This window comes from Burkholderia sp. ABCPW 11, from assembly GCF_001523445.1.
Lineage (GTDB): Bacteria > Pseudomonadota > Gammaproteobacteria > Burkholderiales > Burkholderiaceae > Burkholderia.
In genome coordinates, this window is the sequence record NZ_LOVM01000049.1 from 146,886 (window position 1) to 165,159 (window position 18,274).

Genomic DNA, 18,274 nt, shown 5'->3' on the forward strand with positions numbered 1-18,274 from the left:
GACGGCGATTCGGCGGGCGAGGTGGACGCGTCATGGGAAACCGGGTATCCTTGCCGTCTTGCCAATCGTGGGCGGCCTGTATATGGGGTCGCTTCACTGTCTCACGCGCCCGTAGCTCAATGGATAGAGTACTGCCCTCCGAAGGCAGGGGTTGCTGGTTCGATCCCAGCCGGGCGCGCCAAGCCTAGTCAGGCTTTCAGCGGTTTCTTCCCTTCGTCGGACAGACTCATTGCAGCTAAATTGCAGCTAGCATCGGCGCCGCTCGGCCGTCAACGGCCTGACCCAATGCGCCAAGTGATCGGCTGACAGGTGCGCGTACCGCTGCACCATTTCCAGCGTTTCCCAGCCGCCCAGTTCCTTCAACACCTGTAGCGGCGTGCCGCGTTGGGCGACACTGTTTATGCAGACTCGGCCGCTTGAGGCGGCGATGTCGTTCTGGACCGGCATGTTGCAGTTCCCCGCGTTTGAATCGTCACGCCACAGGCTTGCCACTGCTTCCTGTCGGCGAATAATGGGCGTTTTAAATGCTAGTTTTCCATTATTTGGGAAAGAAAATTGGCCTCCTAGACTCTTCATACGTCCTCCTCGTGCCTGAGTACGGACGGTTCCTTGCCCCGGTCACGGTCCCCCTGTGGCCGGGGGTTTTTGAATCGAGGCTTGGCTTGTTGCGACCAGGTGCAGACGCCGAGATGTGGACTATGCCTGCGGCCTGCGGGACGCAGCCGAGCCCTTGGCGACGTCGGCGCGGAACCCATATGCGCAATTGTGACCCGCCTCGTCTGCCCGCAAAAACGAGCGATTTTTATGCACTCATGCGCCCGGCGCTCGGGGGCCGTCTGGCGCGGGCTGCGCGGAGATTGGCGGGCCGATTCCTTGACGTACTTTTATGCGCCTTGGTTATGCAGTCTCGATAGCGTTGCTCGCGCCACAATCCAATGCTGGTTTTCCGGCTGGTCACTTTGCGGGTTTTGCCGTGTCTCGTCGTTCGATAGCCTCTCGTTTGCTCTCCGGCAGTCGTTCATAGAGCGCGTCGACTTCACGCGGATCCGTGATCATCGTCGTCCCGAACGTCAAGTTCACCAGGGTGCACACTTTCGTTTCCGATTACGCGGACAATGTCCGGGGCGCGCTGGATCTTGGGCCTCAGTCCCTTTTGTACGAGAGACGCGATGTCTGAATCGATGTGCTTCCCTGATTCGCCGAGCGGGACATACAACTTCGGTACGGCGAGACGACGCATCGGAGGCCGGGCACGCGCAGGGCGGCGGTCCATCGCCCGAACAGCCGCGCGGAATGGGCTCACATCACCGCATCACATGCATGCGCGCTTCGGTAACCTGTCGATCGACGCTTCCCGTGCCGAAACGGTTGTCCGGTCGCGACATGCGACGCGCGTGCCGGGCCGCCGCCTCGACGGCCGGACGCGATGAATGTCCGCCGCCTTGCCCAGCCTTTCATGACGACGCTTGCTTCCGACGAATCCGCGTGCGTTCAACACGCCGCGACCTTGTGCCAGAGCGGACGGTTTGCCGACGCGCTATCGCGCGTCGCGCCGCTGCTCGATGCGCCCGCGGCGGACGTCGCGGCGCTGCACGTCGCGGCCGTGTGCGCGCTGGGCCTGAACCGGTTGGCCGACGCCGAGGCGTGGTGGCGGCGCGCGATCGATGCCATGCCGGCGTTCGATCCGCCGTACGAAGGCCTTGGCGCGCTACTTGTGTCGCAGGGGCGGCTGCCCGAGGCGGAGGCGGTCGGCCGCCGGCAATTGGCGTCCGTCACGCCGCTACGCGCGTCGCACCATCACCGGCTCGGCAAGGTGCTCGAAGCGCTCGGCCGGCTCGACGAGGCCGAACAGGCATTCGGACAGGCACTGTCGATCGAGCCGCGCTCGCCCGACGTGCTGACCGATCTCGGCAACCTGCTCCGCGTCCTTGCCCGGCCGGCGGAGGCGGAGCTCGCGTATCGGCTCGCGATCGCCGTTCGCGCCGATCACGTACTCGCGCACGCGAATCTCGGCGCGATTCTCGTCGACATGCAGCGGCTGCCGGAAGCGGAGGCGGCCAGCCGGCAGACCCTTGCGCTGTGTCCGGATCATCCGGAAGCGCATTACAACCTCGGCATCGCGCTGCAGAACCTCGACCGCCTGCCCGAAGCGGAAGCGGCCTATCGCGACGCCGTCCGCTGCCGGCCCGACCTGCCGCAGGCGCACAACAATCTCGGCTGCGTCCTGCGTGCGCAGGGCCGCCACGACGAAGCGGCCATCGCGTTCGCCGACGCGCTGGCGCTCGCGCCGCAGATGGCCGAAGCGCACTACAACCTCGGCACGACGTTCGCGCATGCGGGCCGCCTCGACGAAGCCGAGCGCGAATACCGCCGCGCGCTCGAGCTGCGCGCCGACTACGACGACGCGCGCTTCGGGCTGGCGACGCTGCTGCTCAGCCGCGGACGGTTCGAGGAAGGATGGCGCCGCTACGAATCCCGCTACGAGCAGTCGACGTTCGTGCATCGCCGGACCCGCGAGGTGCTGCGGTGCGCGCAATGGCAAGGCGAGCCGCTGGCCGGCAAGACGTTGCTGGTCTGGCAGGAGGACGGCCTCGGCGACATGCTGCAGTTCAGCCGCTATTTCGCGGAATTTCGCGCGCGGCAGGCGGCGCGCGTGGTGTTCGCGTGCCAGCCGGCGCTGCATCGGCTGATGGAGACGGTCGACGGCGTCGACGCGGTGCTCGATCACGAGACGGCCACCGCGCAGGTCGCGCAATTCGATTACTGGACGAGCCTGTTGAGCGCGCCGATGCACGCCGGCACGACGCTCGACACGATCCCGCCGCCGGTGCGGTTCGTCCCCGATCCGGCGCGCGTCGCCCGCTGGGGAGCGCGACTCGATGTGCTGCCGGCCGGCCCGCGTATCGGCCTCGTGTGGAAAGGCAATCCGAAGCATCACAACGATGCGCACCGCTCGCTGCCGTCGCTGGCGTTGCTGACGCCGCTGTGGAGCGTGCCGGGCGTGAATTTCGTGAGCTTGCAGAAGGGGCAGGGCGAGGACGAGGCGCGGCATCCGCCGGGCAGCTTGCCGTTGCTGCACCTGGGCTCGGAGATCGACGATTTCGCCGATACGGCCGCGATCGTCGCGCAACTCGATCTCGTGGTGTCCGTCGACACGTCGACCGCACATCTGGCCGCATCGCTCGGCAAGCGTTGCTGGGTGCTGCTGCCGAATCAGGACGTGGACTGGCGGTGGATGCACGACCGTGAGGATTCGCCGTGGTATCCGGGCACGGTGCGGCTGTTCCGGCGCGGGCGCGAAGAAAGCTGGATTCGGCTGGCCGAGCGGCTGAGGGGGGCGTTTGCTGCGCATTTTGCAGTCGCACGCGTGACGGCGGACGAAACGGCGCGTAGCGTCTGACGTGACGGCACGCGCGGCACGGGCGCGACGACACGGCATACTGCGCGAAACGCGACCGTGCTGCCGCTGCTTATCAGATCAATCGAGGCCCTCGTGGAAAACATCATCATCGTCGGCTCCTCCGGTCACGCCAAGGTCGTGATCGACATCGTCGAACAGGCCGGCCGGTACCGGATCGCCGGGCTGGTCGATTCGTTCCGGACTCCCGGCGAGCAGACGCTCGGCTACGCGGTGCTGGGCGCCGAGCGCGATTTGCCGCAACTGGTCGACCGGCACGGGATCGTCGGGCTGCTGGTCGCCATTGGAGACAATCATGCACGCGAGGCCGTGACGGCCGGGCTTGCGGCGCTCGTGCCGGGCCTGCCGCGCGTGTCGGCGGTGCATCCGGCCGCGTGCGTCGGCAAGGCGTCGACGATCGGCGCGGGCACGGTCGTGATGGCCGGCGCGGCAATCAACCCGAGCTGTTCGATCGGCGAAGGCTGCATCGTCAACACGAACGCGTCGCTCGACCACGATGGCGTGATGGCGGATTTCTCGAGCCTCGCACCGGGCGTCGTCACGGGCGGCAACTGCCGGATCGGCCGCGGCGCGGCGATCGGCCTCGGCGCGATGCTGCGGCACCGGATTGCGGTCGGCGAGCACAGCGTCGTCGGCGCGGGCGCGGTCGTCCTGCACGACGTCGAGCCGTACACGGTGGCGTACGGCAACCCGGCGCGCCGGATCCGCGCGCGCGCGGCCGACGAGCGTTACCTGTAGATGCGGCGGGTCAGAGGGCGATCAGCTCGACGATGCGGCGGACCATGTCGTCAGTGAGCGCCGGGTAGATCGGCAGGCACAACACCTTGCGCGCGGCCTCCGTTGCGACCGGCAGGTTGTCGCGGCTGGCGGACGGCAGCCCGCGGTACATCGGAAATTCCGAAATCAGCGGATGGAAGTAGCGGCGCGCGTACACGTCGTAGTCGCGCAGCTTCTGGTACAGCGCATCGCGGTCGAGCGGATAGTCTTCGTCGACGAGGATCGCGAAATACGCGTGGTTCGCGACGGTCTGGCCGCCGCGCGGCACGCAGCGGATGCCGCGCACGTCGGCCAGCAGCGTGCGGTACAACGCATCGATCTCGCGGCGGCGTGCGAGTGCGCCGTCGATATGCTGCAACTGCAGCATCCCGAACGCGGCGTTGATTTCGCTCATCTTGCCGTTGATGCCAGGTGCGACGACGGTGACCTCGTCGACGAAACCGAAGTTCTTCAGGTGGTCGATCCGCTGCTTGGTCTTCGCGTCGGGGCAGATGATCGCGCCGCCTTCGAACGTGTTGAACACCTTCGTCGCGTGAAAGCTCAGCACCGACAGGTCGCCGTGCGCGAGCACGCTGCCGTCGGCGTTCTGCACGCCGAACGCGTGCGCCGCGTCGTAGATCACGCGCAGGTTGTAGTTGTCGGCGATCTTCTGGATCGCGTCGACATCGCACGGGTTGCCGTAGCAATGCACGGGCATGATCGCGGTGGTTTGCGGCGTGATCGCCGCCTCGATGCGCGCGGGGTCGAGATTGAGCGTGCCGGGCGCGACGTCGACGAATACCGGTTTGATGCCGTTCCACAGCAGCGAATGGGCGGTCGCGACGAACGAGTACGGCGTCGTGATCACCTCGCCGGTAATGCGCAGCGCCTGCAGCGCGGTGACGAGCGCGAGGGTGCCGTTCGCGAACAGCGACAGGTACGGCACGCCGAGATAGTCGCACAGCGCGCGCTCGAACTGCTGGTGGAACGGGCCGCCATTCGTCAGCGTGCGGCTTTCCCAGATCTTCTCGAGATACGGCAGGAATTCCGCGAGCGGCGGCAGGTGCGGTTGCGTGACGTAGATGCGTTCGTGCGGCAGTTGCGCGACGGACGATGCGGGCAGGCTGGCGGTCATGGTGGTCTCTCTCGATAACGCGCGGCGCTCAGGCGTCGGCCGCGGCCTGTGCGGTCGTCACGTCGTCGAACAGCGGCGTGTCGAATGCGGTGACGGGCTCTCCCGCGCACCAGCGGGCCCACATCGTGCGCAGCGCCGACGACAGCCCGGCCGCGACGACGGCCGGGCGGAACGCGGCGGACGCTCCGCAGCGCGCGCGCAGGCCGGCGCGAAGCGCCTGTAGCGCGGCGGTGTCGCGGCTGAGCGCCAGCGCCCTCGCGACGAAATCGTCCTCGTCCGTCGCGATGTACGCATCGAGCCCGACATGCTGCAGCCAGCCCGCGCTACCGCGCCCGGCCATCGTCGCGCCGGGGATCGTCACGGTCGGCACGCCCATCCATAGCGCATTCAGCGTCGTCGTCGAACCGGTGTACGGGAACGCGTCGAGGCAGAGGTCGACGCCGTGGTGCTGCTGCATGTAGACGGGGATGTTCGAGCGCCGGTGAAACGTCAGGCGGTTGGCGTCGATGCCCGCCGCGGCGAACCATTCGGTCAGGACGCGCTGGTCGCCGGCATTGCCGATTGCGCCGAGCGCCATGCGGGCGGCCGGATCCGCGTGCAGCACGCGCGCCCAAACCTCGATCACGTGCGGGCTCAGCTTGTTCAGGCGGTTGAAGCTGGCGTAAGTCGTATAGCCGTTGTGCAGCGCCGGCAGCACGTTCACGGGCGGACAGTTCGGCGGCGGCATGAACGGCGCGATCGCCGGCAGCCGCACGAGCTGCTCGACGAACTGGTCGTCGAATGCGCCGTGCGGCGCGACGAAGCGGTCCGTCAGGTAGTAGTCCATTGCGGCGAGCCCGGTCGTGGCCGGATAGCCGATCCACGATGCCTGAACCGGCGCCGCGCGCTGCGCGAGCGCAACGAGCCGGTTGCGGCCGGTATGGCCCGACAGGTCGATCACGATGTCGATGCCGTCGTTGCGCACGCGTTCGAGGAAGGCCGTGTCGCTCATGCCGGCGACATTGCGCCAGGTCGTCGCGTGGGCCTTGAAACGCTCGGACGTGTGATCTTCCTCGAAGTGATTGTGGTAGAAGTGCATCGCAACGCCGGGATCGGCCGCGAGATGCTCGATCACGGGCACCGCGTAGGAGGCGACCGCGTGGCTGAACAGGTCGCCCGACACGAAGCCGACCTGCAGCTTGCGCGCCGGGTCGCGCGGGTTTGAGAACACCGCCGCGCGCTTGCGCTTGTGATTGCCGTAGCGCTCGCCGAACTTGCGGTGTGCCGCAACGAGCGTCTGCGGATCGAAGTCGCTGCTGTGCGCGATACAGAACAGCATGCTGCTGTGGGTGATGCTGTCGGTCGGGTTGATTTCGATCGAGCGCTTCAGCCAGCCTATCGCTTCCTGCGTTGCGCCCTGTTCGAGCAGCACGAAGCCGAGCGTGCCGCACGGTGCAGCGGCGCCGGGCGCAAGCTCGACCGCCCGTCGGCAGGCCGCGATCGCTTCATCCGTGCGGCGCAGCGCGAATAGCACGAGACCGCGAATCCGGAAGGCCTCCGGGTGATCGGGCTGAAGCTCGAGCAGGCGCGTGCACTGCTCGTCGGCCTCCGCGAGACGGTTCATCATCCGCAGCGTATCGGCGAGCAGCATGCGCACGAGTAATTCATCCGGCAGCAATTCGATCGTACGAAAGCCGGCCTCGATCATCTCTGCGAAGCGGCCTTCCCGATGAAGCGATGCGGACAGCGCGCGCCAGCATGCGCCGTCTTTCGGGTAGTCGGCGACCAGTTGCCGCGCAAGCGCGGTGGCTTCCGCGTGCTTGTTCCTGTCGAACAGCGCCGCGTGCTTTTGCAGCAGCGTCTGATTGGGGCGACGGATCGGCTTGCCGGCGTCGCGCTGTTCGGCCGTCGCGCCGGCCGCGATTTCCAGGACGATCGCCGTGTCGATGTCGCTCGGGGCCGTGACCGCTGCCGTCGCGAGCACGACGGCGGGCGACGCCAATTGCGCGATCAGCCCGTCGAGCGCCGGGCCGTGCACGCCGCGCTGCTGCGCGATTTCGACCGCGATCCACGCGGCGGCCGTTTGCCCGGTGCGATGCAGCGCATGAATGTAGCTGACCCAGTAGTAGCCGTTGTCCGGGTTCGCGCCGATGGCGGCTTCGAAATGCGGCACCGCGTCGGCCGCCCGGCCCGTATCGACCATCAGCACCGCGAGGTTGTAATGTGCATCGCCATGCGCGGGCACCGCGTCGAGGATGGCCTCGTACAGCGCCCGGGCGTCGTCGAACGCGCCGCTGCGCTGGCGCTCGAGCGCGTTCTCCATGACGAGCGCAATGTCCTGCGCAAGCTGCTGTTCAGGCGTGAGCGCGGCGGAGGCGGGCGGTTCGGTCGAGAACATGATGAAATCTGCGGAAAGTCGGTCGATACCATTATCGGTAGCGGGTCGTCGCGCCGATGCCGCGAGGTGACGGGAAAAGCCCGGTCAGTTTGGCCGATTGACCGGTCGGCTCAAGCCGGGCGGTGCTGCCGGCAGTGCCTAAAAAAACGCCCGCACGAGGCGGGCGGGGAGGCGAACGAGCACGCCCTCACATCAGCGCGTAGTTCTTGTTGTCGGGTGGGCGGCGCGCATGTCGAGCACGCCGCGCGGCGCGTCTTAACGGCTCGCGATGCTCTGGTACTGGCCGACGGCCTGCACGCGGCTCATCGCCGCCTGGTATTCGTCGGTCAGCTCCTGCTGCGCGCGTTGCGCGTCGGCGAAGATGCGGTCGTTGCTGACCTGCATGCGGCGGATTGCGGCGATGCCGACGGGCGGCTGGTCGGTCGAGAGCAGCGCGACGAGCTGCCAGCGCGCATCGGCGAGGCGCACGGCCTCGGCCCAATCTGCCATCGTGGCCGCATGTTCGATCGAGTCGGTCAGCGCGTCGATCCGGGCGATCAGTTCGGTCTGTTCCATCGGGGCTCTCCTGTCCGGCTAGCGGTCAGCTCTTGTTGTTCGCCAGCGCGCCGCCGCTGTTCGCGCCGCCGAACAGCTGGGTCAGGTATTGCGAGTTGGTGTTCATCGTCGCCATCAGCGTGTTGAGCGCGGTGAACTGCGCCTGGTACTGGGTGGTCAGCTGTGCTGCGTAGTTCGTCAGCGTCGTCTGCTGCTGGGCGACGTTCTTCAGATCGTTGCTGAGCGCGGTCGTGCGCGCGGCGATCAATCCGTTCGTCTTCGTGTAGTTCGTGATATTCGTCGTCAACTGCTCGCCGATCCCGTTCGTCGAGTTGAACAGGGACGCGACGCCCGTCGGATTGTTCTGCAGCGCGCCGTTGAGCGCGGTACTGTCGACCTTCAGCGTGCCGTCGGCCTGCAGCGTGACGCCGATCGACGCGAGGTTGACCGTCGAGCCGTTGGTGTTCACGCCGCTCGCGACGATCGACGCGAGCGCGTTCTTGATCGTGTTGAGCGTCGAGTCGCCGAGCAGCGGGCCTTGCGACGACGCGCCGGACGTGAAGCTCGACAGCGAGCCCATCGTCGTGACGAGCGTGTTGTAGAGCGTCGCGAAGTTGTTGATCGCGGCGGCCTGGGATTTCGTGTCGGTCGCGACCGTCAACGTTTGCGGCTGCGTGGCGCTGACGGCGGCGCTGGTCAGGTTCAGCGTGACGCCGGTGATCGCGCTCGTCACGGTGTTGCTCGCGCTCGTGCCGGCGATCCCGTTGATCGTGAACGCGGCGTCCTGCGCGGCCGTGCTCTGCTTCCACGCGGCGCTGCCGTTCGCGGACGTGATCGTCGATTGGCCGCCCGTCGTGCTGGCCGTCGACGTGACGCCGAGGCTGGACAGGCCGTTGTCGCCCGCGACGTTGCTGAGCGCGACGCCGATCGTGCTCGCCGCGCCGGTCGGCGTCGAGCTGAGCACGAGGTGCGCGCCGTCGCTGCCGTTGACGACCGACGCGACGATGCCCGGGTTGCCGGTCGCGGTGTTGATCGCGGCGGCGATGCCGGACAGCGTGTTGTTGGTGTTGTTCACGTCGACCGTGAACGACTGGCTGCCGAGCGACAGCGTCATCGTGCCGGTGCCGAGCGCGGTCGACGCGCCGAACGCGGCCGACGACAGCGATTGCGACGTCGCGATCTGCGTGACGCCGACCGAATAGCTGCCGGCCACCGCGCCGGCGCCCGCGGTCGCGGTGAGGCCGGTGCCGCTCGCGGTCGCGGTGAAGGTGTTCTGCAGCGAGCCGTTCGACAGCGTCGTGAGGCTGGCCTGCAGTGCGCTCAGTGCGGCCGACAGCGCGCCGTACGCGGAAATCTGGGTGTTGTCGCTGCTTTGCTGCGCGTTGAGCGCGGCGGCCTGACCGGCGGTTTTCGCATTGACGAGTGCCGTCACGAGCGAGTTGACGTCCATCGACGAGTTGCCGGTCGAACCGCTGATGATCGATTGGGCAGCCTGTTGCAGCTGGCTGTTGGCCGAGTTGTTGGCGGCAGTGACGGCGGAATTGATCGTCGACATCGTGTTGCTCCGTGCGGCGGGTGATCCGGGAAATTCTGGATGAAGACCTGGCGGCGGAGCGAGGCCCCGCGCGCCAAGTGACTGCGGCCGGGCCGCGCGTTACGCGGGGCCCGGCCGTGGGTTGCTACGCGATTACTGCAGGAGCTTCAGGACCTGCTGCGGCAGCGAGTTTGCCTGTGCGAGCACCGAGATGCCTGCTTGCTGCAGCACCTGGTTCTTCGACATGTTCGCGGTTTCCTGCGCGAAGTTCGCGTCGGTGATCTGCGACTGTGCCGACGACAGGTCGGTCGATTCTGCCTGCTGCGCCGTGGCGATTGCCGTGAAACGGTTTTGTGCCGCGCCCAGTGCCGCCTGCACGTTGTTCACCGTCTGCAGCGCGTTGTCGATCGACACCATCGCGACGTTCGCACCGCTGACCGTGCTGATGTCGAGGTTCGACACGGTAGCCGGTTTGTTGACGGCGTTGATCTGGCTGATCGCGTTGGTGATTGCCGTCTGTTGTGCCGCGGAGGTGCCCGCGCCGGTTGCGCCGGTCTGCAGCGTCAGATTGCCAACTGCCGTGCCGGTGCCGGTGGTTGCGTTTGCGCCGAACACCGACTGTGCAACGGTTTGCGAGATGGAGCCGCCGTTCTGGTCGGTGAACGTGTAGCCACCCTTACCGTCGGACAGCACGTTGATCGCGGTGATCGTTGCGCCCGAACCGGTGTACGCACCGTTGTTGTCGAGCGACAGACCCGTTACCGTACCAACCGTCTGGCCCTTCTGCACCAAGCCGCCGCCGATCTTCGCAGCCGACATGCTCTGGCTCAGGTCCAGCGAAATCGTCTGGCCGACGTTCGCGCCGACCTGGAACGACACGATGCCTGCCGAGCCGTCGAGAATGTTCGTGCCGTTGTACGTCGTTTGCGACGCGATACGGTTCACTTCCTGGATCTGCTGCGAAACTTCCTGCTGCAGTGCTGCCTGGTCGGTCGTGGACATCGTGCCCGTCGACGCCTGGACGGCCAGCTGGCGGATACGCTGCAGGCTGTTCGTCAGCGACGACAGTGCGCTCGAAGCCGTTTGAATCATCGACACGCCGTCGTTGGCGTTCGACACGCCCTGGTTCAGACCGTTGATCTGGGTCTGCATCCGGGTCGAGATCGCGAGGCCTGCTGCGTCGTCCGCTGCGCTGTTGATGCGCTTGCCCGACGACAGGCGCGTGATGGCCTGGGACAGGGCGTTTTGCGAGCCGTTGAGGTTCTGCTGTGCAACCAGCGAGTTGATGTTGCTGTTAATTCCGAGCATGGAAAAATCTCCTGTGTAAGCCGAAAGCCCTGGAAAGCCGTTTTGGCGTCGGCGGAAGCACTCGTTCATTGCTGGCCGCCTCAGAGCAGGATTTCGGCGTACCAAAACAAAACTTGAGGGGCGCTTGCAGATTCGGCCCGATTTTTTATCCTTCTTTGTCAATTCGGACCGGCGCAGCGCGGCGCCGAGTTAAACGGGGCAGAAACCGGCGCTGAGACGCAGTCGCGACGCTGTGCACACACGACCGACAAAAGGGTGGTTTTGTCTGTGATTCCCTGCTATGATGGCGGGCTGAATTGAGATTTTCTGTCACGCCTTTGCCGGTTTCGGCATGTCTGCTGGCAGTCAAACGCGGCGCTGCACGCGGTTGTGAAGCGTACTCGCGGTGCTTTCCGCCTCTCTTTTCCGGCCTCCGAGGCCGTATTTCCGCTCGTTTCGCCTGTTGTGGGGACGCTCGGATGGCCGGTGCGTGGCGCTTGGCCGCTACGTTTTTGACCGTTTAAGCAATTTAGGAACGACATGACGACGATTCTTCTGAAAGAAAACGAGCCGTTCGAAGTGGCGATTCGCCGCTTTCGTCGCGCTATCGAAAAAAATGGCCTGATCGCTGAACTGCGCGAACGCCAGTCTTACGAAAAGCCGACCGCAGTCCGCAAGCGCAAGAAGGCAGCAGCCGTCAAGCGCCTGCACAAGCGTCTGCGCAGCCAGATGCTGCCGAAGAAGCTCCACTAAGAGCGTCTGCCGGTTCGCCGCAAAACGGCGGAGTGTGCCTCGAAAGAGGCCGCTCCGCCGTTTTGCTTTGGCGGGCCGGGAAAATCCCGAGGCCATTGCGGCGTGGGTGTTCCCGTCGGCTGGCGAGACCCTGCGGCCAGCGGGTTGCGGCCGCCGGCCGCGGCGTTCAGAAATCGATCTTCGCGCTCAGGCTCACCGTGCGCGGGTCGCCCGGCTTCACGTAGTCCGCGTACTGGTATTCCCAGTAACGGCGGTTCAACACGTTGTCGATCGATGCGCGCAGCGTCACGTCGTGCCGTCCGACCCGCGTCAGGTAACGCGCGCCCGCGTTGACGACGAGAAAGCCCGGTGCGTCGAGACCGCCGGCCGCGCGCAGCGGCGTCGCGCCGGTGAATTTCGCGTCGACGCCGAGCGTCAGCCCCGGCACGCCCGGCACCGCATAGCCGAGGTCGCCGGCGAGCACGAAGCGCGGCGCGCCGGCCACGCGGTTGCCATTGTTGCCGATCCCGTTCGCGTACCACGCGTCGAGCAGCATCGCGTCGACGCCCGCGTTCCAGTGCGCGCCGAATTTCGCGCGCGCGCCGACCTCGATCCCCTGAATGATCGATTCGCCGTCCTGCACGTAGACGTTCGCGGCGTTCGCGTATTCGGCGCTGCGCTCGATGCGGAACAGCGCGGCCGTCGCGCTCCAGCGCGCGTGCTCGCTCTTGATCCCCAGCTCGTACTGCTTGCTGCGCAACGGCTTGAGCACCTGGCCCGCGTTCGCGTAGACGTCGTTCACGCGGCTGCCGGGCTCGAGCGACTCGGCGTAGCTCGCGTACGCGGTGGTCGTCGGCGCGAGCTTGAACATCACCGCGAAGGTCGGCGTCGCTACGCCGTTCTGGCGATAGCCGGGGGCCTCGGCGCCGCTCGCCTGGAACGCGCGCTGCGCGTAGTTCATGTAGCGCACGCCGGCCAGCACCGACCAGCGCTCGGTCAACTGCACGGTGTCGCTCGCGAACAGCGATTTCTGCACGATCTCGCTCGTGCGGTACTGGATGAAACCGTGCGGACTCTCGTAGCGGTACGGATTCGGCGCATAGAGGTTGCCGGCGCCGAGCGGCACGAACACGCTGTTCGCCGAATAGTCGTTCGCCTGCTTCTGCCACGACGCGCCGAGCACGATCTGGTGGCTGAACGGGCCCGTGCGTACCTTGCCCTCGACCATCGCGCGCCACTGGCTGAAGCGGTGATCCTCCATGCCGACGTAGCGGCTGTCGGTGTAGTTGCCGGCCGCGTCCTGCAGGTAGAGCGTGCTTTCGTTACGCCGGCGCGTCGCCTTGCTGTAGCTGTACGTGACGTCGAGCTGCCAGTCGGGCGCGAGCTGGTATTGCAGCCCGGTCGTATAGAGCTGCAGGTTCGTGTTCAGGTACTGGTCCTTGCCGCCCAGGTTCGTCGATCCGCCGCTGATCGTCGCGGGCAGCGCGCCGCCCGGATAGCTGCCGGTGAAGATCGACGGCGTCTGGCCCGTCGTGCGGCGGTCCTGGTACAGCGCGCCGAACGACACGGACAGGTCGCGCGTCAGGTTCGCCTGCAGCGCGAGCGACACGCTGTCGCGGCGGATGTTGCCGTCGTTGTAGGTCTTGCCTTCCTCGTGGGTCGCATTCAGCCGCGCGCCGAACATGTGGTCGGGCCCGAAGCGCTGGCCGAGATCGACATGCTCGGTCCACACGTTGGTGCTCCGGTAACCGATGTCGACGCTGCGCACCGGTTCGGCGCCCGGCTGCTTCGTCACGTAGTTGACGACGCCGCCCGGCGTCACGAAGCCATACAGGAAGCCGCCGAGCCCCTTCAGCAGTTCGACGCGATCGAGCTGCTCGTACGGCATCGTGATGCCGTACGTGACGAACGGCAGTCCGTCGATCTTGTAGCCGTTCTGCCAGTCGAGCTGCATGCCGCGCACCGTCATGTAGCTGGCCCAGGCGCTGTAGGCGCCGCTGTTGTCCGACACCGAAGCGTCGTTCGCGAACACGTCGCCGAGCTTGTACGGCTGGCGGGCCTCGAGCTCTTCCGACGTGACGATGGTCGTCGAGAACGGCGTGTCGAGCTGGCGGCGGGTGCCGAGCGCACCCGTCGAGATCGTGTCGGTCAAGTGTTGCGGCGAATCATGCGCGGCCGTGATGTTGAGGGCGGGCAGTACCGCGGCGTCGCCGGGCGAATCGTCTGCGTGCGCGAGCGACGCGGCAAGGCAGGCGAGGGCGGCGGCCACGCGGCGTGGACGGACAGGCGGGCGGGCGAGGCAGACGGTCATGGCGAGCGAGTAAAAATGCGAGTAAGAATCATTCGCATTGCGTTAAAATGTCGCGCATCGTATCAAAACCCGCCAACCGCGCAACAATTCCATGCCGCGTACAAGGGCATCCGGCCTCGCCGGGCCCGACCGGATGATCGTTGCGCGGCGCTCGCCATGAAATGAACTGCATCCCGTCGAATCGGGGCCGCCGCTCGTGCCGGCCCGCTTTTCTTGCGCCGCGCACGCGATGAACGCGTTCCTGCGACCGTTTCTCGTGCGCCTGCACCGCTGGTTCGGGCTCGCCATCGCGCTGTTCCTGTTCGTCGCGGGGCTCACCGGCGCGCTGATCGCGTGGGACCATGAACTCGATGCGGCGCTGAACCCGGATTTCTATACCGCGCGCAGCGGCGCGGCGCCACTTGCGCCGCTCGAGCTCGCGGCGCGCATCGAGGCCGCCGATCCGCGCGTGCAGGTGACCTACCTGCCGCTCGCGATCGAACCGGGGCACACGCTGCAGGCGGGCGTGATGCCGCGTACCGATCCGGCGACCGGCCAGCCGTACGCACTCGGTTTCAGCCAGATCGCCGTCGATCCCGCGACCGGCACGGTGCAGGGCCGCCGCGAATGGGGCGCGCCGTCGCTCGCGCGGCTCGACCTGATGCCGTTCATCTACCGGCTGCACTACTCGCTGTTCCTGCCCGTGTACGGCGGGATCAATTTCGGGTTCTGGGTGATGGGCGTCGTCGGCATCGTGTGGGCGATCGACAGCCTGATCGCGCTCGTGCTCGCGTTTCCGAACCTGAAAAGCTGGCGCAAGTCGTTCGCGTTCCGCGTGCGGCGCGGCGGCTATCCGCTCGTGTTCGACCTGCACCGCTCGGGTGGCGTGTGGGTGTGGGGGCTGCTGCTCGTCGTCGCGGTCACGTCGATTTCGATGAACCTTGCCGTGCCCGTCGTGCGCCCGCTGGTCTCGCTGGTGTCGCCGCTCGCCGAAACGCCGTACACGAATCCCGAACATTTCCCGCCGGCCCCGCCGGGCAGCCCGGTGCTGCCGCGCGAGCGGATCGTCGAGATCGCGCGCTCGGCCGGCCGCGACGCGGGGATCGCCGCGCCGCCGGGCGCGCTGCTGTTCGCCCCTGCGATGAACGCTTACGCGGTCGGGTTCTTCACGCCCGGCAACGACCATGGCGACGTCGGGCTCGGCAACGCGTGGCTGTACTGGAATGCGGTGACCGGCAAGCCCGTCGCGGCGCAGGTGCCGGGCCGAGGTTCGGCCGGCGACCTGTTCATGCAGGCGCAGTTTCCGCTGCACTCGGGGCGGATCGCCGGTGTCGCCGGACGTGTCGCCGTGAGCATGCTCGGCATCGTGATCGCGATGCTGAGCGTGACGGGCGTCTACATCTGGGTGAAGAAGCGCAGCGCACGCGTGCGAGCTGCGCGAAGCGCGCGGGCGGTCGTATCGGCGTCGTCGCGCGCGGCGCGATAAAGGCCGAACGGCAAGTAACCTGCGGCAGGCGGACGGTGCCACCGCCGCAGGGTGGCGGCGCGGCGTCCGACCGAGTTTGCACCGGCGCCGTCACCCCGCCTGGCGCAGGCGTGCCGGCTGCTTGCCGCCGAGCGCCGCGCATCGTGCGTGGCAAGGGCAGCCGGCTTCGTGATCGTTGACCATGCCGGTCGCCTGCATCAGCGCATAGCAGATCGTCGAGCCGACGAACTTGCAGCCGTACGCCTTCAGCGCCTTGCTGAGCGCGTCGGACTGTTCGGTGGACGCGGGCGCGTCGCGGTACGACTGCCACGCATTCTGAACCGGCGTGTCGCCGACGAACGACCACAGGAACGCGGCGAGCGACCCGTGCTCTTCCCGGATGCGCTGCACCGCGCGCGCGTTGATCACCGCCGATTCGACCTTCGCGCGGTTGCGCACGATGCCCGGGTTCTCCAGCAATTTCTCGATGCGCTTGGGCGTGAAGCGCGCGACGGCGTCGACGTCGAAATCGGCGAATGCTTCGCGATAGCCCGCGCGCTTGTTCAGGATCGTCGACCACGACAGCCCGGCCTGCGCGCCTTCCAGGATCAGCATTTCGAACAAGTGGCGATCGTCGTGCGACGGCACGCCCCACTCGGTATCGTGATAGTGAGCGTCCGCTTCCGTCTTCACCCAGTTGCACCGCTGCGACATCGTCTGCCTCGTCTTCAGTGTCGATTCGATCGCGCCAGCATAGCGGAAGCCCTTTGGGCGGGATAGCCGGCCGAACGGCAGATGGGCGTGCGGCGCCGATCCGGTTAAGCTTGGCGCCTGTTCGAATCAGCGGGATGAAGGCATGGCGGCATTACTTTTTGCGATCGGCATCGACGGCGGCGGCACGGGCACGCGCGCGGTGCTGGCAGACCGGCACGGGCGCGAGCTGGCGCAGGGGCGTGGCGGTCCGTCGGGGCTCGGCCTCGGTATCGAGCGCGCATGGGCGTCGATCGGCGCGGCCTGCGCGGACGCGTTCACGCAGGCCGGTCTCGCGTTCGAGTGGTCGCAGTGCGCGCTCGGCTGCGGGCTCGCCGGCGTCAACAACGCGGCGTGGCTCGCCGCGTTCCGCGCACGGGCACCGCTCGGCGCGCTCGCGATCGAGAGCGATGCGTACACGACCGTCGTCGGCGCGCACGGCGGCGCGCCGGGGCTCATCGTCGCGCTCGGCACCGGCAGCATCGCCGCGGCGCTCGATGCGGCCGGCGCGTGCCGGATCGCGGGCGGTTTCGGTTTTCCGTCCGGGGACGAGGCGAGCGGCGCGTGGCTCGGCCTGCGCGCGCTCGCCTATGCGCAACAGGCACTCGACGGTCGCGTGCCGCGCGACGCGTTCGCCACCGCACTCCTTGCGGAAACGGGCGCGCAGAATCGCGACGCGCTCGTCCAGTGGTCGTGCGACGCGAACCAGACGGTCTACGCGCGTCTCGCGCCGATCGTGTTCGCGCACCGCGCGCACCCGGTCGCGAGCGCGCTGATCGCGCAAGCCGGCGACGAGATCGGCAAGATGATCGACGCGCTCGATCCGCAGCAGGCGCTGCCGGTCGCACTGTGCGGCGGGCTGGCGGACGCGCTCGCGCCGGCCGTGCCGGTGCGGCACGCCGCGCGGCTGCGCGCGCCGCTCGACGATTCTGCTCATGGTGCGCTGCGGCTCGCGCTGCAGGCGTTGCGGGCCGCGGAGGGCGGCTAGGTGAGCTAGGGGAGCTAGGTCGGCTGGGGCCGCGGAGGGCGGCCAAGGTGAGCGGCGCGTGCGGCAGATGCCGCGCCGCAGCAGCGCCTCGGGCGGCGCGGGGCTGGCAACCGTCCGGCGCGCTGTCGGGCACGACGTTAAAATGACGCTTCCTCCGTGCCGCGAGCGCCACTCCCCCGTCCCATGTACAAAGTCATCGCCACCGATCTCGACGGTACGCTGCTGAACAGCGACCACCAGCTCGACCCGTACACGATCGACACCGTCCGCCGGCTCGACCGCGACGGCGTGCAGTTCGTGATCGCCACGGGGCGCCATTACGCGGACGTCGCCGGCATTCGCGATGTCCTCGGCATCCGGCCGTACCTGATCACGTCGAACGGCGCGCGCGTGCATGCGCCGGACGACACGACGATCCACGCGCAGGACATCGACGCAGCGGTCGTGCGCAGCCTCGTGCAGCCGGAAGTCGTCGGCGCGCACGGCCGCGTGATCGTCAACCTGTTCACCAACGACGGCTGGCTGATCGACCGCGAAGCGCCGCACCTGCTCGAATTCCACCAGGATTCTGGCTTCCGGTACGAAGTGATCGACATGGCCGCGCACGACGGCGCGGCTATCGCGAAGGTGCTGTATATCGGCGACCCGGCCGATCTGGCGGTCGTCGCCGAGCAGATGCGCGTGCAGTTCGGCGATACGCTGTACGTCACGTACTCGCTGCCCGACTGCCTCGAAGTGATGACCGCGAACGTGTCGAAGGGGCGCGCGCTGCGCACGGTGCTCGCGCGGCTCGGCATCGACGCCGGCCACTGCATCGCGTTCGGCGACAACATGAACGACATCGACCTGCTCGAAACCGCCGGTCACGCATTCATGATGAACAACGCGAACCCCGACCTGGTGGCGCGACTGCCGCACATCCCGCGGATCGGCAACAACTTCGACGCGGGCGTCGCGCGCCACCTGCGCACGCTGTTCTCGCTCGAAGGCGACGTCGTCGCGTCCTGA

14 protein-coding genes, 1 tRNA gene and 1 pseudogene are annotated in these 18,274 nt (G+C 67.3%); 7 read left to right on the plus strand and 9 right to left on the minus strand.

The window, feature by feature from the left end:
- Positions 1-105 precede the first annotated feature (105 nt).
- Positions 106-181, plus strand: a tRNA-Arg gene (locus WS61_RS21545).
- A gap of 65 nt (positions 182-246) precedes the next feature.
- Here WS61_RS21545 and WS61_RS21550 read toward each other — a convergent pair.
- Positions 247-387, minus strand: a pseudogene (locus WS61_RS21550) (site-specific integrase); the annotation flags it as partial.
- 649 nt (positions 388-1,036) lie between these two features.
- Positions 1,037-1,273, minus strand: a complete 237-nt coding sequence (locus tag WS61_RS36090; protein WP_218921212.1) for a DUF4145 domain-containing protein — start codon at positions 1,271-1,273, stop codon at positions 1,037-1,039.
- Between the two features lie 153 nt (positions 1,274-1,426).
- On the opposite strand from WS61_RS36090, the gene WS61_RS21555 reads away from it, so the two are divergent.
- Both WS61_RS21555 and WS61_RS21560 read left to right on the plus strand, forming a co-directional pair.
- On the plus strand, positions 1,427-3,400 hold the full coding sequence (locus tag WS61_RS21555) for a tetratricopeptide repeat protein (RefSeq protein ID WP_373557128.1): 1,974 nt from the start codon (positions 1,427-1,429) through the stop codon (positions 3,398-3,400).
- Between the two features lie 93 nt (positions 3,401-3,493).
- Complete coding sequence (locus tag WS61_RS21560; RefSeq protein ID WP_059503244.1) at positions 3,494-4,156, plus strand: acetyltransferase; 663 nt, start codon at positions 3,494-3,496, stop codon at positions 4,154-4,156.
- Between the two features lie 10 nt (positions 4,157-4,166).
- Here WS61_RS21560 and vioA read toward each other — a convergent pair whose 3' ends face one another.
- From vioA to WS61_RS21585, 5 genes are all read right to left on the minus strand, one after another.
- Positions 4,167-5,309, minus strand: a complete 1,143-nt coding sequence (gene vioA, locus WS61_RS21565; protein WP_059503247.1) for a dTDP-4-amino-4,6-dideoxy-D-glucose aminotransferase VioA — start codon at positions 5,307-5,309, stop codon at positions 4,167-4,169.
- A gap of 28 nt (positions 5,310-5,337) precedes the next feature.
- Positions 5,338-7,686: a tetratricopeptide repeat protein gene (locus WS61_RS21570; protein ID WP_059503249.1), complete on the minus strand. Its 2,349-nt coding sequence runs from the start codon at positions 7,684-7,686 to the stop codon at positions 5,338-5,340.
- A gap of 255 nt (positions 7,687-7,941) precedes the next feature.
- Positions 7,942-8,241 (minus strand): flagellar protein FliT, encoded by a 300-nt coding sequence (locus WS61_RS21575; protein ID WP_034209594.1) that lies wholly within the window; start codon positions 8,239-8,241, stop codon positions 7,942-7,944.
- 25 nt (positions 8,242-8,266) lie between these two features.
- Positions 8,267-9,775, minus strand: a complete 1,509-nt coding sequence (gene fliD / locus WS61_RS21580) for a flagellar filament capping protein FliD (RefSeq protein WP_059503251.1) — start codon at positions 9,773-9,775, stop codon at positions 8,267-8,269.
- 132 nt (positions 9,776-9,907) lie between these two features.
- A complete protein-coding gene (locus tag WS61_RS21585) occupies positions 9,908-11,062 on the minus strand; it encodes a flagellin (protein WP_059503253.1) in 1,155 nt (384 codons plus the stop codon).
- A gap of 519 nt (positions 11,063-11,581) precedes the next feature.
- Between WS61_RS21585 and rpsU the strand changes: the two genes are divergently transcribed.
- The gene (gene rpsU, locus WS61_RS21590) at positions 11,582-11,794 is read left to right on the plus strand and encodes a 30S ribosomal protein S21 (protein ID WP_006401410.1); all 213 of its coding nucleotides are present in this window, start codon (positions 11,582-11,584) and stop codon (positions 11,792-11,794) included.
- Between the two features lie 166 nt (positions 11,795-11,960).
- Here the strand turns inward: rpsU and WS61_RS21595 are convergent, their stop codons facing one another.
- The gene (locus WS61_RS21595; protein ID WP_059503255.1) at positions 11,961-14,084 is read right to left on the minus strand and encodes a TonB-dependent siderophore receptor; all 2,124 of its coding nucleotides are present in this window, start codon (positions 14,082-14,084) and stop codon (positions 11,961-11,963) included.
- 229 nt (positions 14,085-14,313) lie between these two features.
- On the opposite strand from WS61_RS21595, the gene WS61_RS21600 reads away from it, so the two are divergent.
- Positions 14,314-15,549, plus strand: coding sequence for a PepSY domain-containing protein (locus WS61_RS21600; protein WP_059503257.1), 1,236 nt, complete (start codon positions 14,314-14,316; stop codon positions 15,547-15,549).
- 90 nt (positions 15,550-15,639) lie between these two features.
- Here the strand turns inward: WS61_RS21600 and WS61_RS21605 are convergent, their stop codons facing one another.
- Positions 15,640-16,242 (minus strand): DNA-3-methyladenine glycosylase I, encoded by a 603-nt coding sequence (locus tag WS61_RS21605; RefSeq protein ID WP_059503259.1) that lies wholly within the window; start codon positions 16,240-16,242, stop codon positions 15,640-15,642.
- A 142-nt stretch (positions 16,243-16,384) separates the two neighbouring features.
- Here WS61_RS21605 and WS61_RS21610 point away from each other — a divergent pair, with 142 nt between their 5' ends.
- Together WS61_RS21610 and WS61_RS21615 are read left to right on the plus strand one after the other, a co-directional pair.
- Positions 16,385-17,266, plus strand: a complete 882-nt coding sequence (locus WS61_RS21610; protein WP_059503261.1) for a BadF/BadG/BcrA/BcrD ATPase family protein — start codon at positions 16,385-16,387, stop codon at positions 17,264-17,266.
- Between the two features lie 183 nt (positions 17,267-17,449).
- Positions 17,450-18,274, plus strand: coding sequence for a Cof-type HAD-IIB family hydrolase (locus tag WS61_RS21615; RefSeq protein ID WP_059503263.1), 825 nt, complete (start codon positions 17,450-17,452; stop codon positions 18,272-18,274).